General features: G+C 61.0%; 12 protein-coding genes. 3 read left to right on the top strand and 9 right to left on the bottom strand.

What is annotated here, in order from left to right; all coding sequences use genetic code 11:
• The 3 genes from ACM3N8_RS04200 to ACM3N8_RS04190 are packed head-to-tail and all read right to left on the bottom strand — an operon-like array spanning position 1 to position 2,554.
• Entirely contained in the window at positions 1-519 is a 519-nt protein-coding gene (locus ACM3N8_RS04200; RefSeq protein ID WP_103471939.1) for an SCP2 sterol-binding domain-containing protein, read from the bottom strand.
• Positions 500-1,102: a TetR/AcrR family transcriptional regulator gene (locus tag ACM3N8_RS04195; protein WP_103471938.1), complete on the bottom strand. Its 603-nt coding sequence runs from the start codon at positions 1,100-1,102 to the stop codon at positions 500-502. The genes ACM3N8_RS04200 and ACM3N8_RS04195 overlap by 20 nt, the downstream gene beginning before the upstream one ends.
• Before the next feature lie 18 nt (positions 1,103-1,120).
• On the bottom strand, positions 1,121-2,554 hold the full coding sequence (locus ACM3N8_RS04190) for a coniferyl aldehyde dehydrogenase (RefSeq protein ID WP_043141034.1): 1,434 nt from the start codon (positions 2,552-2,554) through the stop codon (positions 1,121-1,123).
• A gap of 213 nt (positions 2,555-2,767) precedes the next feature.
• On the opposite strand from ACM3N8_RS04190, the gene ACM3N8_RS04185 reads away from it, so the two are divergent.
• Positions 2,768-3,061 carry a hypothetical protein gene (locus ACM3N8_RS04185; RefSeq protein WP_241278305.1) on the top strand — a complete coding sequence of 98 codons (294 nt, stop codon included), beginning with the start codon at positions 2,768-2,770 and terminating at the stop codon, positions 3,059-3,061.
• A gap of 65 nt (positions 3,062-3,126) precedes the next feature.
• Here the strand turns inward: ACM3N8_RS04185 and ACM3N8_RS04180 are convergent, their stop codons facing one another.
• Positions 3,127-3,573 carry a C40 family peptidase gene (locus tag ACM3N8_RS04180; protein WP_042872518.1) on the bottom strand — a complete coding sequence of 149 codons (447 nt, stop codon included), beginning with the start codon at positions 3,571-3,573 and terminating at the stop codon, positions 3,127-3,129.
• An 837-nt stretch (positions 3,574-4,410) separates the two neighbouring features.
• On the opposite strand from ACM3N8_RS04180, the gene ahh1 reads away from it, so the two are divergent.
• Complete coding sequence (ahh1, locus tag ACM3N8_RS04175; protein ID WP_290017075.1) at positions 4,411-6,276, top strand: hemolysin Ahh1; 1,866 nt, start codon at positions 4,411-4,413, stop codon at positions 6,274-6,276.
• A gap of 86 nt (positions 6,277-6,362) precedes the next feature.
• On the opposite strand, the gene ACM3N8_RS04170 is transcribed toward ahh1, so the two are convergent.
• Entirely contained in the window at positions 6,363-7,271 is a 909-nt protein-coding gene (locus ACM3N8_RS04170) for a hydrogen peroxide-inducible genes activator (protein ID WP_043141650.1), read from the bottom strand.
• 146 nt (positions 7,272-7,417) lie between these two features.
• Here ACM3N8_RS04170 and ACM3N8_RS04165 point away from each other — a divergent pair, with 146 nt between their 5' ends.
• Entirely contained in the window at positions 7,418-8,020 is a 603-nt protein-coding gene (locus ACM3N8_RS04165) for a peroxiredoxin C (protein ID WP_042872512.1), read from the top strand.
• Positions 8,021-8,166: 146 nt separating this feature from the next.
• Here ACM3N8_RS04165 and ACM3N8_RS04160 read toward each other — a convergent pair whose 3' ends face one another.
• The 4 genes from ACM3N8_RS04160 to cmoB all read right to left on the bottom strand — a co-directional run bounded on the left by ACM3N8_RS04160 (position 8,167) and on the right by cmoB (position 12,496).
• Positions 8,167-9,132 carry an alpha-L-glutamate ligase-like protein gene (locus ACM3N8_RS04160; RefSeq protein WP_043141648.1) on the bottom strand — a complete coding sequence of 322 codons (966 nt, stop codon included), beginning with the start codon at positions 9,130-9,132 and terminating at the stop codon, positions 8,167-8,169.
• Between the two features lie 3 nt (positions 9,133-9,135).
• Entirely contained in the window at positions 9,136-10,674 is a 1,539-nt protein-coding gene (locus ACM3N8_RS04155) for an inactive transglutaminase family protein (RefSeq protein WP_043141646.1), read from the bottom strand.
• 3 nt (positions 10,675-10,677) lie between these two features.
• Entirely contained in the window at positions 10,678-11,436 is a 759-nt protein-coding gene (locus ACM3N8_RS04150; protein WP_172955446.1) for an ATP-dependent zinc protease, read from the bottom strand.
• Positions 11,437-11,518: 82 nt separating this feature from the next.
• Positions 11,519-12,496, bottom strand: a complete 978-nt coding sequence (cmoB, locus tag ACM3N8_RS04145) for a tRNA 5-methoxyuridine(34)/uridine 5-oxyacetic acid(34) synthase CmoB (protein WP_290017070.1) — start codon at positions 12,494-12,496, stop codon at positions 11,519-11,521.
• Between the last annotated feature and the right edge of the window lies 1 nt (position 12,497).

Genomic DNA, 12,497 nt, shown 5'->3' with positions numbered 1-12,497 from the left:
TCAGCCGGTCAACAGACCCAGGTAGATGTGGCAGGCACGCGCCAGCTTGCGGCGCGGGTCAGGATAGTGGCGCAGCAGTGGCCGCGCGATGAAGGCGGGCAGGATCAGGGCCTGCAGCTGTTCCAGCGCCCGTACCAGGTGCATGGCGACGGTGAGATCCCCCTCCACCAGCAAGCGGTTTTCGCTGAATGCCTGATTGACCCCTAGCCGAAAGCTGAGGGCGCGAAAGGCGATGCCCGGATGCTTGAAACGCACTCGCAGCGGGTGCAGATCGCCGCTGGTATGGGTCGGTGCGCCGCACTGCCAGCGACCTGCCGCCTTGTGGATGATCAGCGCCTGGCTGAGGCCCGCCACCTCCAGCCGTATGGTGAGGCCGTCGGGCAGGGGGGCGAGTTCTTGTCGCACCGCCTCATCGACCCGGGCGGCGCGGCACAGGGTGCGCCCTATGACCCAGAGCAGGGTGGCTATCCAGAGACGGCGGCCAAGGGCCGCCAGGGATTCAAGCGTCCGGTTTTGCATGAGGGTTCACTCCCGAGATGGCGGACCAGAACAGGGCGAAGGCACTGGCTTGCCAGTGAGCGTCCCGTCCCAGTTCAGGTTGGTCGACAAACAGAGAGGCGCAGGCCAGAAACTGGCTCTGGCACACCTCCAGCATCAGGGCCGGCGGGGCTTGCATCAGGGCACCGCTGGCCTGGCCCAGGCTCAGCAGGCGCGGCAGAAAGCGCAGGGTATCGCTCAGGATCTGGCTGCGCAGGGGGCGCGCCAGCAGGGGGGAGTGGAAGAACCCCAGCACGAACTTGAGCTCGTTGGGATGGTCCAGCATCCACTGCATCGCCTGCTGCCAGTAATGGCGGGCCTGCTCGCGCAGGGGCAGGGCGGCATCCGCCTCCGTGATGGCGGCGCCGAGCCGCAGTTTGACATCCTGATAGAGGCACTGGATCAGCACCTCCTTGCTGGGGAAGTGGTGAAACAGGGTGCCGTTGGCCACCCCAGCCGCCTTGGCGATGCGGGCGGTGGCGGCGCCTTGCAACCCATCCTCGGCGCACAGGGCGAGGGCGGCATCCAGGATCTGGCGGCGCTTGTCTGTCATGGGTTTGTGCATGCAGGTCTCCTACGCCCGTCAGCGCAAAAACAGCGCCATCATCAGCCGCTGGTGCCAGCGTCGATAAGGGGGGTGAACCAGGGAGCCTGTGCTGAACCTGCCACGGCTCAACACGGTTTTCGCCTTGGAGAAGGTGAGAAAGCCTTCGTGACCGTGGTAGTGGCCCATGCCGGAGGCGCCGATGCCGCCAAAGGGCACGTCATCGGCCGCCACCTGGAACAGGCTCTCGTTGATGGCCATGCCGCCTGAGTGGGTCTCCCGGGTCACTCTGGCCTGCAGCGCCGGATCCAGGCTCATCAGATAGAAGGCGAGGGGGCGCGGGCGGGCGGCTATGTAGGCGAGCGCCTCATCCAGGCTGTCGTAGGGCACCAGCGGCAACAGGGGGCCGAAGATCTCCTGCTGCATCAGCTGGCAGTGGTTGGGCACGTCGGTCAGCAGGTGGGGCACCAGCCGGTGGGCGACGTCGTCCCGGGCCGGGCTGCCGCAGGGGTGCACCTGGGCACCTGCCTGCTCGGCCTCGGCCAGCCAGCCGGTGAGCCGCTCATATTGGCGCCCGTTGATGATGGAGCCGTAATCCGGGCTCCCCAGCCCCTGGGGATAGAGGCGGGCGAAGTGGTTGCGGTAGGCCTCGATGAAGGCCTGCTCCTGGCCCCGTGGCAGCAGCACATAGTCGGGGGCCACGCAGATCTGGCCGGCGTTGAGGCTCTTGCCGAAGATCATCCGCTCTACCGCGAGCGCTATGGGCATGTCGGGGGCTATGAGGCAGGGACTCTTGCCACCGAGCTCCAGGGTGAGCGGGGTGAGCTGGGGGGCGGCGGCGGCCATCACCAGCTTGCCCACCGCGGTCGAGCCGGTGAACAGCAGATGATCGAACGGCAGGGCGCTGAACGCGGCGGCCACCTGGGCATCCCCCTCGACCACTGTGACTTCATCCTCATCGAACACCTGATCCAGCAAGGTGCGCAGCACGGCGTTGGTGTGAGGGGTGAATTCGGAGAGTTTGAGCATGGCCCGGTTGCCGGCGGCGATGGCGCTGATGAGGGGCCCCAGGCTCAGCATCACGGGGAAGTTCCACGGCACTATGATGCCGACCACCCCGAGCGGTTGATAGAACACCTCGACCCTGGCCGGGGCCAGCAGCAGCCCGGTGTGGCGGCGGTGCGGGCGCATCCAGCGCTTGATCCGGCGCTGGGTGTAGTTGATCTGCATGACGCTGGGGAGTATGTCGGCGATCAGGCTGTCGTAATCGCTGCGCTGGCCATAATCCCGGGCCAGGGCGTCACACAACGGCTGCTTGTGGGCCAGCAGGGCACGCTTGAGCTGGCTCAGGTGGGCTCTGCGTTCGCTCAGACCCGGCATGGGATTGGCCTGACAGGCCTGCCTGAGCCGGGCCAGCTTGCCCGGTAGCGACAGCTTGTCTGTGGTGGTCTCCTGCAACTGAACCGCTTCCATGGCATACCTCGCGCGTTAATTGACCGACTGATTGGTCGGTCTAAATCTAGCGGCTTGTTAATCGGCTGTAAAGTTTTGCCATCTGGCTTAGCATAGGGTCGCGGATGACTCACCTGTTAACTGTGCGACCCACCACAGTTTCGAGATTTGGTGGTTGGTGACTTATCTAATTAGGGGTAGTTTTTGGCCATCAACCTACAAGGAGTGAGCGACATGACCAGGGAACTGAACAGCTTGTTGGCCCGGCTTGATGATGTGGTCGAGCGGATGCCGGATTGCTTCAACACCTATGAATTTGCCCAGAAGCTGGCGCTGCAACACCAGCGCGAGTTCTTTGCCGCGGGTCACTCCCTGGCCGAGCAGGAGGGACGCTTGCTGCGGGTGCTGCATCAGAAGATTGCCGAGGCGCTGGCCAGCAGCGATTCGGTGATCGAGGGGGCCTTGTTGCCATGCGTCACCCCCTGGGGCGAGAAGGCCACCTCGCCGCGCTGGCATCGCAAGCACTGAGTCGGCAAACAGATAATGAGAAAGGCCCGTCACGGGCCTTTCTCATTTCTCATGGTGAGCGGGGCTCACTGCGTCAGACGGCGCGCCTGCCAGTAGCGGCTGTTCCAGTAGACATTGTCGAGGCGTGAGCGGATCACCCCCTTGCTGGTGGAGGCGTGAATGAACTCCCCGGCCCCCGTGTAGACACCGACATGGTATTGTTGCCAGCCGGTCTTGAAGAAGACCAGATCGCCGTGCTGCAAGCGGTAGCGATCGACCGGCGTGCCCAGGCTGGCCTGGGATTCAGTGGTTCTGGGCAGGTTGAAGCCGAGCACCTGCTGGTAGGCAAGCTGGGTGAAGGCGGAGCAGTCGAGCCCGGCCCGGCTGGCCCCACCCATGCGATAGGGCACGCCGCGCCATTGCTGGTAGAAGCCGTCGAAGGCACTGCTCTGACGGGGGGGCGGCGGTTCGGGCGTGCTGGAACAGGCGGCCAGCAACAGGGCCAGCAGGGGCAGCAGTAACTTGCAATGCATGGGGGCTCCTTCGACTCGACGACCCGCTCATCATAAACGGGGTTTGGGGCTCGAACATAGCCTTGTTGGCAATAAACCGCGCCTGAGCGCCCGGAAAGGGCATGAGCCGAGTGACGTCATATTATCGGTTGTATTCATTTGAATAATATTTGGCGGCTATCTTGAATGAGCATTTCAATATTAACGTAATTATTCTATTCAAGTTTGAATGATTTTATCATTAACTTTATTGACGCCGTTGCGTGATCTGTGTCACGTTATTATTTCAGGCTAATTCGTTATGATGAAACCCTATTACAGCAGGCCGCTAGACAGGCAACCCCCGTCACCAATATGGTGGCAGCAAATTAGATATATATGGGTATATTCCCGCAACTGGTTCACATAATAATATTTGGTCAATGACTGGCGTTGGCTGACAATATCACCAGACAGAGGAGGGCCACCCCATGATATCGAGCCCATAGCAGTGAGTGTTTCCTCGCGGCAGAATGCCCAAGGCATCAGGCTCCCGCTTCATCGTTCAGGCCGATGAACAGGGGCGCGAGGCTAAAGACAGGTGTCACCCGCATCCAAAATGGGCCGCGCTATCAGAGCGCGACAACCGTGTAATAGCATCGGCGAGCGCCGAATCTTCCACCTTAGACTGCACCGCAGTCCTTGTTTTGTCATATGAAATACCCGCCATGAATACGCTGTTAATTCACAGCGAGAAAAATGGCTGGCATTGAGCGGCAAGCAAGCAGAATAACACCGAAATATAACCATCAATAATAGGGTTATGCTGTTCCGCCTCATGGTGGAAATAGTCTGGTGTGATTCGACAAGGAGCTAACAATGAAAAACAAAAAACCACGCAAATTCATCACTCAGGCTCCCACTCTCAGTCTGCTCGCGCTGGCCTTGCTGGCAGGCAGCGTGCATGCCGAAGACATAGGCGAGCGTACCGATCAGGGCACCGCCATGCTGGCCAGCCTGCAATCGGAGCAGGGACTTGTCTACCTCAACGCCGGCGTCTGGCTGGCTGAGCAGCAGGCCGCCAGGGGGCTGACCTCTGATCAACTGCGCGAGCGCGTGCTGGGGCAGGGGGAGCGCGTCTTCATCGACTTCAGCGCCATCACTGACAAGGGCGAGCGGCAACAGGCCAGAAAGGCCATGGAGCAGCTGGCCGGCATTTCGTTCGATGCCGACTGGGTGCTGGTCTCAGCTTACAAGGGGGCGCTGCTGTTTACCCCGCTGGGGGGCGTCGATGATCCGGCCTTCTATCGGGTGATGGAGCGGGTCGAGAGTCTTGCGGGGCAGGGCAAACGCCACAAACGCTCCCTGACCCAGCCGGCCACCGCCGAAGCCGGCTTGCCGCACGTGGCCTTCTACCTCAACGTCAATCGCAAGATCAGCGATGCCGAGTGCACCTTCCCGCGCTCGCGCACCTGGGATCGGGGGGATCGGCTGTTCTGTGACTCGCCGAACATCTCGCTGGTCTATCGGGTGAACCTGGAGCGCTCCCTGCAATTTGGCAACACGGGCTCCGCCACGCCGGATGCCAAGATAGTGCGGATCTCGCTGGATGAGGAGTCGGCCGGTGCTGGCATCCAGCTCAACGAAGATCTCACCTGGAGCGAGAACTTTGCCGGCTACACCCTGCTCGACGGCTGGGCGCGGGACTATGCCACCGACGCCATCGCCCAGGACTACCGCTTCACCATCGAAGCCTCCAACGCCAAGGCGGCCGTGCTCAAGAGCCTGCCCACCAACCTCAACAGCAAGTATGAGCATCGCGAGATCTCCGGCTTCGAGGTTGGGGTGACCGGCGGGGTCGAGGTGAACAAGGATGGGCCCAAGGCCAAGCTGGAGGCCTCGGCCAAGTTCAGCCAGCAGCGCCAGCTCGCCTACAACACCCAGGACTATCGGGTCGAGCGCTCGGCGCCCAGCGCCCAGAAGGTGAGTTTCAGCTGGGTGCGGGATCAATACGCGACGGCGGAGTCTCTGCTCTCGTCCAAGACAGCCACCGTCTGGGGCATGGGGTACGATGTGGATCACAATCGCATCCAGCCGCTGAGCTACAAGGGCTTCGTGCCGAATCTGGACGTCATCTACAAGGCGGCGCCCAACGAGCAGGGCAGCACAGAGTTCAAGATTGACTCCTCGGTCAACATCCGCCCCATCTACACCGGCATCTACAAGCACTATTACGTGGTGGGCGCCCATGTCTCCTTCCAGGGCTTCGAGGATGTCGACAAGCGCAGACGGGTGACTGCCTCCACCAGCTTCAAGGTGGACTGGAACCACCCGGTGTTTACCGGTGGTCGCCCGGTCAACCTGCAGCTGGGCGGCTTTGACAACCGTTGCCTGAGCGCCGATGCCCAGCAAGGCGTGAGCGCCGTGACCTGTGACGAGACCTCGGCCGCCCAGTCCTTCATCTATGACCAGTACGGCCGCTATGTCAGTGCGCTGGATACCCGCCACTGCCTGGATGGCAACAACCTGGGCCAGTTGCAGAGCTGCAGCCTGAGTCTGGGACAACGCTGGGAGTGGAAAGCGGAGAGCGATGCACTCAGCAACCTGAGCGCCCATCAGCTGCTGGGTCACGACAAGCAGACGGGCGCGCTGGCGCTCTATGACGAGAATGGCCAGCCTGGTGACGTCAGCCTGCGTACCCTGACCTCCTACACCCAGATCTTCGGGCCACCGACCGGCAACTGACGGTTCGGCAGCTGATCCAGTGCCAGAGTCTTGACCAATGAAAACGCCGGCAAGTTGCCGGCGTTTTCGTGGAGGTCAGTCTAAGTTCAGGCCTTGGGTTCGATCAGCGGGGTGAGCAGCTCGGCCAACTTGTAGAAGGTCTGTACCCGGGTGGTGCTGGGACGCCACACCAGGCCTATCTCGCGGTACGGCTTCTCCCCCGGCAGGGGAATGGCCACCAGATCCGTGTTGTCGAGGATGCCGGCATCTATGGCCATCTGCGGCAGGAAGGTGGTGCCAAGCCCGGCGCCGACCATCTGCACCAGGGTGTGCAGGCTGGTGGCGGCGAACGGGTTGATCTTGCTCTTGTCCCGCAACCGGCAGGCACTGACCGCATGCTCGGTGAGGCAGTGCTCCCGCTCCAGCAGGAAGATGCTCTGATTGGGCAGCTCCTTGTAGTCGAACGGGGTGTGCAGACCGGCCGCCATGCTGGCGGGCATCACCATGTGGAAGGGGTCCTGGCCGACCATCTTGCAGTGGAAGCCGCCGATCTCCACCGGCAGCGCCAGGATCAGCAAGTCGAGCTGACCCTGCTCCAGCTGCTTGAGCAGGTTGGTGGTAGTGTCTTCACGCAGCAACAATTCCAGCTCAGGATAGGCCTTGCCACATACCTGCAGCAGCTTGCTGAGCAGGAAGGGGGCTATGGTGGGGATGCAGCCGAGCCGCACAGTGCCATGCATGACGCCGCCCTGATGCTGGCCGAGTTCCATCAGATCCCGTGCATCCGAGAGCAAATTGCGAGCCCGCTCGACGATTTCCATGCCGACCGGGGTCATAATGAAGCTCTTGTGGTCCCGCTCCACCAGTTGCAGGTTCATCATGTCTTCCAGCGTCTGGATCCCGGTACTCAGGGTGGACTGGCTGACGTGACAGGCCTTGGCGGCGCGGTTGAAGTTCTTGTGCTCGTCGAGAGCGACCAGATATTGCAGCTGTTTCAGGCTGGGCCAACGTTGCATAGGAAAACCCGATTAATGCTATCTATTTAATTTGATTTAACTAATCTACCACCGGGTCTATAGTTTGTCGCTTGAATTAGACGGACTTGGCTCTAGGTAGCCCAATCCTGACAGGATTGTTCACTTCACATAAAGAGGAATTGAATATGGTATTGGTAGGCCGTCCCGCACCCGATTTCACCGCTGCTGCCGTTCTGGGCAATGGCCAGATCGTTGACACCTTCAACCTGGCATCCCACATCAAAGGCAAGGCAGCCGTCCTGTTCTTCTATCCGCTCGATTTCACCTTCGTCTGTCCGTCCGAGCTGATTGCCTTCGATCACCGCCTGGAAGAGTTCAACAAGCGTGGCGTGGAAGTGATCGGTGTCTCCATCGACTCCGAGTTCTCCCACAACGCCTGGCGCAACACCAAGATCGAAGACGGCGGCATCGGTCCGGTCAAGTACCCGCTGGTTGCCGACATCAAGCACGAGATCTGCAAAGCCTATGACGTTGAGCACCCGGAAGCCGGTGTGGCTTTCCGTGGCTCCTTCCTGATCGACAGCCACGGCGTGGTTCGTCACCAGGTCGTGAACGATCTGCCGCTGGGTCGCAACATCGACGAGATGCTGCGCATGGTCGACGCCCTGCAATTCCACGAAGAGCACGGCGAAGTGTGCCCGGCTCAGTGGGAGAAAGGCAAAAAAGGCATGACCGCCTCCCCGGATGGCGTCGCCAAGTATCTGTCCGAGAACGCCGCTTCCCTGTAATAAGGTCTGCGTACCGGATACTGAAAAACCGATGCCAAGGCATCGGTTTTTTTATGTCTTTTTTGCGCCGGATCTCATCACCCGGCCAAATGCCGGCCATAAAAAAGCGCGCCCAGAGGCGCGCTTTTGCTAGTCAGGCCGTCAGGCTATTCGTCGAAGATACCGAAGTGATCCTTGGCGAAGTTGACCCGCTGCTCTACGTTCATCTTCACCTGGCCCAGCTTCTCTATGGTCTTGAGGTTGGGCACCAGACCACGGCCGTTGGCGATCTGGATGGCGAGGCCCGGCCGGGCGTTGAGCTCCAGCAGCATGGGGCCGCGGAACTTGTCCAGCACCATGTCGGTGCCTATGTAGCCCAGGCCCGACATCTCGTAGCAGGAGGCCGCCAGGGTCAGCAGGGTGTCCCAGTGGGGCACCTTGAGCTCATAGAGATCGAGGCCGGTATCCGGGTGATGACGCAACGGATTGCCAAACTGCACCGCCCGCAGTGCCCGACCGGTGCGCAGGCACAGGCCCACGCCCACGGCGCCCTGGTGCAGGTTCGCCTTGCCGTCGGAGGCAGCGGTGGAGAGGCGCATCATGGCCATCACAGGGAAGCCCTTGAAGATGATCACCCGGGCATCGGGCACCCCTTCGAACGAGTAGCCATCGAAGACGTCATCGAAGTTGATGAGGCCTTCCACCAGCGCCACGTCGGGCTTGCCGCCCAGCGAGTAGAGCCCGGCCAGTATGTTGGAGACATGGCGCTCCAGATCCTGACCATTGCTGGCGCTGCCGTTTGGCTTGTAGAAGAGACCCTCTTCCTGGCGCAGGATCACCAGGATCCCCTTGCCGCCCGAACCGCGCGCCGGCTTGATGCAGAAACCCGGCCAATCCTTGACCAGCTGGGTGATGCGGGTCACGTCATGCTGTTCGCGGATGGTGCCGATCAATTCCGGCACAGTCACCCCCGCATCCAGCGCGATGCGCTTGGTCTGCAGCTTGTCATCCACCAGCGGGTAGAGGCTGCGCGGGTTGTAGCGGCTGATGTAGGAGTGGTTGCGTTTGTTCATGCCGAGGATGCCTGCCTGGGACAGGCTCCACGGACTGGTGTATTTTTCCCAGAACCACATCTGTTACTTGTCCTTACCCGGGGTGGCGCCAGACTTGATCTCGTTCACCAGCGGTTTGAAACGCTTGAGCTCGCTCAGCTTGTAGCCGGTGTAGTTACCCAGCAGCAGCACGGTCGCCATCAGCACCAACTGCAGGCCGAGGAAGTTGAAGGTCAGGTGACGGATCAGCTCGTTGTCCATGGCCAGGTAGGCGATGACCGCCACCAGCAGGGAACCACCGCCCTGACGGACGACCTCTTTCGGACCCTCTTCCTCCCACAGAATGGACATCCGCTCTATGGTCCAGGAGAGGATGATCATCGGGAAGAAGGTGATCTTCATGCCATCGGTCAGCCCCAGCTTGAAGGCGAACGCGGAGAAGATGCCGATCATCGAGATCACCATGATGATGATCGCCGATATTCGGGCCACCAGCAGCAAGTTGAGCCGCGACAGGTAGGAACGGATGATGAGACCCGTGCCGACGATCAGCAGGAAGCCGATCAGACCCGTGATGAGGGAGGTCTGGATGAAGGCGACCGCGATCAGCACAGGCATGAAGGTGCCCGAGGTCTTGATACCGACTATGACCCGCAGGAACACCACCATCAGCACGCCGATGGGGATCAGCAGCAAGCCCTTGAACAGCGCCTGCTCTTCCAGCGGCAGACTGTGGATGGAGAAGTTCATCATCTCTGATTTTTCGAACTTCTGCGCCAGCGCCACGTTCACCGGTTGCTCCTGCTCGATCATCGAGAAGGTCACCTTGGAGTTGTGGCCACCGGTCACGTCCAGCAGGGCGCCCGAGTTGTATTCCCACAGCAGCAGGTTGGCAGGGCGACCCTGTTCACCGGTTTGCGGGTTGAACAGCTTGTAGTCGGTCGGGCTGTTGAACACCTGCAGGTAATCCACCAGCTCCTGGCGACGGCGGCCGTCTTCCAGGCTCAGAGCATGGACGACCCGGGCCGGGACGTCAGCGTTGCTCAGCAGCTCGGCGATCAGGTTGGCGCGGCTCTTGTGAGACTTCAGCAGCTCGGCGTTCTGCTCCTGCTTCTCGATCTCCTTGATGATCTCGCGGGTCAGGGTGTAGCCGTCGGCGGAGCGCTCCTGCGCCCGCTCGGAGATCTGCTTCATCGCGGTGGCGTAAGGCTCGCTCTCTATCTGCTTCTCGATGACGGGGGGCTGGGCCAGCGCCGCCGGTTTGGCGTGCTCGTCAGCCATCATGTCGACGCGATAGTAGAGTTCCTGCCGGCCGGAGGCGGTGCGAATGGACCACTCGGCACGGGCATCGCCATCTTTCTCGACAAACGACAGGCCATAGCCCGGGCTCGCGGCGTTCTCGTTCATCAGGGTGAAACCGGGCTGGGTGCCCGGAATGGCCAGGGAGGCGATCACAGGCTCGCCGGTGGCTTCAAATTCCAGCTTGGCCTCGATGGACCAGATCTGGCGTTTTTCACCCGGCGTCAGCGGCACGTCCAACGCTATGTGGTGATAAAACGTCATCCCCAGGCCGACAATGTACAGCAGGGCGACCAGCAAATAGAACGGCTTACGGGAAACCATGGATTATTTCACATCCTTGAGCTTGGGTTTTGGTTGGATATATTCGCGGGCCACATCAACCACGGCGATGTCTTTCAAAAATTCGCGACCCAGCAGCACGGGGAAGGTCATGTCGCTGCGGTCTTTCAGGGTAAATTCAGCTTTTTCTGTCATGTCGCCGATCCGCACAGCCAGACGCACCACGGGACGACGATCGAGATCGTCGGCGGACGCCTGACGCACCCGCACGTGACGCACCAGCGGCGCTTCGATCTGGATCTTGTCATCCATCTCCTGGTGGCTCAGGAAGAAGCGTACCCAGTTTTTGCCGTTGCGCTCGAAGATGGTGATGTCCTGGGCGCTGATGGAGGAGGTGGTGGCACCGGTATCGACCCGCGCCTGGAAGGCGTCATTGGCGGCGTCTACCCAGATCCACTCGGCTTCACCGACCAGCAGTTTGCCATCGACCGTGTGGCCCTGGCTTGGTGCCTGGCACTTCTCGGTCGGGATCGCCATGGGCTTGGGCGGCTCTGGCGGCAAGGATTCGAGCTTGCTGTCGACTTTTTTCACGGACTCTTTCATGTTGTTGACATCAGTGTTGAGCTGAACCAGCAGGTGCTGTTGCTGCACATACTGCTTCTGTTGCTGTTCCATGGATGTTTGCAGACGTTGCTCGCTCAGATTGATCTCGGTGCGAAGCTCGGCCAGCGTCAAGGTAGGTACCGGGGGCGCTTTCTCCATACTGACACACCCGCCGAGACTGAGCAGGGAGAGCAGGGTCATTCCTTTTAATTTGCTTTTCATGTCATTCATTTAACTGTGCTTCCTGGAATTGGGTCAGTGTAACTTCCACAGGCGCCATCGGCTAGTCTTTGGCCTTTCTGGCAATCAGTACGGCACGTTTCGGCGCCGGGTGTCCTTCCACCGTGAGCGCTGGATCTTGAGGGTCCAGGTAATCGCTCAGGGATTCATTTATCATCCAGTCGGTACGACGCTGTTCGTCGGTGCTGGTCATATTCTCGTCTACTATCCGCACGTCGGTGAAGCCGCAGCGCTCGACCCAGAGCTTGAGGGCCGCGCTCGAGGGGATGAACCAGACGTTGCGCATCTTGCCGTAACGGTCTGTGGGCACCAGCACGTCGTTGACGCCACCATCGATCACCAAGGTCTCCAGCACCAGCTCGCCATCGTCTTTCAGCTGGTTGCGCAGCTGCTCTATGTGCTCGATGGGGGACTTGCGGTGATAGAGCACCCCCATGGAGAAGACGGTGTCAAAGGCGCGCAGCTCCGGCAGTTCCTGAATGCCGAGCGGCAACAGGTGGGCGCGCTGGTCGCCGCCGAGAAAGTGGCGGATGGCCTCGAACTGGCAGAGAAACAGCGGGCTCGGGTCTATGCCGACCGCGAGTTTGGCGCCTTCCCCCACCATGCGCCAGAGGTGATAACCGCTGCCGCAGCCCACATCCAGCACATAGCGACCGGCCAGCGGGCTGATATGGGGCACGACCCGATCCCACTTCCAGTCGGAGCGCCATTCGGTGTCGATGTGGATGCCGTGCACGGTGAACGGGCCCTTGCGCCAGGGCATGAAGTGGCGCAGCAGGCTCTCGACCTTCTTGCGTTCCCCCTCGCCCAGGCTCTCGGCATGGCCGATCTCGACCCCATGTTGCAGTTCGATGGGGCCGGGCGCGACCGTGGGCAGCTTGTTGAGGGCACGATTCCAGCGCGGCAGATCCCCGTGCTGGTTGTCATGCTGCCAGGCGTGCAACTGGGCGGGCAGGGTATGCAGCCAGTGGCTCAGCCGGTTTTTGGCGATCAGTTGATAAAAATTGGCAAAGTCGATCATG

Origin of the sequence: Aeromonas sp. A04, assembly GCF_047780465.1 — a bacterium.
Classification (GTDB): Bacteria; Pseudomonadota; Gammaproteobacteria; order Enterobacterales; family Aeromonadaceae; genus Aeromonas; species Aeromonas bestiarum.
Note: the sequence above shows the minus strand (reverse complement) of the source record. Positions and strands in the feature narration are given on the sequence as shown.

Bases quoted from the DNA above. Each gene is read 5' to 3' on its own strand.
- cmoB (WP_290017070.1), bottom strand. From the start codon at position 12,496: ATGATCGACTTTGCCAATTTTTATCAACTGATCGCCAAAAACCGGCTG.
- ACM3N8_RS04200 (WP_103471939.1), bottom strand. From the start codon at position 519: ATGCAAAACCGGACGCTTGAATCCCTGGCGGCCCTTGGCCGCCGTCTC.
- ACM3N8_RS04185 (WP_241278305.1), top strand. From the start codon at position 2,768: ATGACCAGGGAACTGAACAGCTTGTTGGCCCGGCTTGATGATGTGGTC.
- ACM3N8_RS04170 (WP_043141650.1), bottom strand. From the start codon at position 7,271: ATGCAACGTTGGCCCAGCCTGAAACAGCTGCAATATCTGGTCGCTCTC.
- ACM3N8_RS04195 (WP_103471938.1), bottom strand. From the start codon at position 1,102: ATGCACAAACCCATGACAGACAAGCGCCGCCAGATCCTGGATGCCGCC.
- ACM3N8_RS04165 (WP_042872512.1), top strand. From the start codon at position 7,418: ATGGTATTGGTAGGCCGTCCCGCACCCGATTTCACCGCTGCTGCCGTT.
- ahh1 (WP_290017075.1), top strand. From the start codon at position 4,411: ATGAAAAACAAAAAACCACGCAAATTCATCACTCAGGCTCCCACTCTC.
- ACM3N8_RS04155 (WP_043141646.1), bottom strand. From the start codon at position 10,674: ATGGTTTCCCGTAAGCCGTTCTATTTGCTGGTCGCCCTGCTGTACATT.
- ACM3N8_RS04160 (WP_043141648.1), bottom strand. From the start codon at position 9,132: ATGTGGTTCTGGGAAAAATACACCAGTCCGTGGAGCCTGTCCCAGGCA.
- ACM3N8_RS04180 (WP_042872518.1), bottom strand. From the start codon at position 3,573: ATGCATTGCAAGTTACTGCTGCCCCTGCTGGCCCTGTTGCTGGCCGCC.
- ACM3N8_RS04150 (WP_172955446.1), bottom strand. From the start codon at position 11,436: ATGACCCTGCTCTCCCTGCTCAGTCTCGGCGGGTGTGTCAGTATGGAG.
- ACM3N8_RS04190 (WP_043141034.1), bottom strand. From the start codon at position 2,554: ATGGAAGCGGTTCAGTTGCAGGAGACCACCACAGACAAGCTGTCGCTA.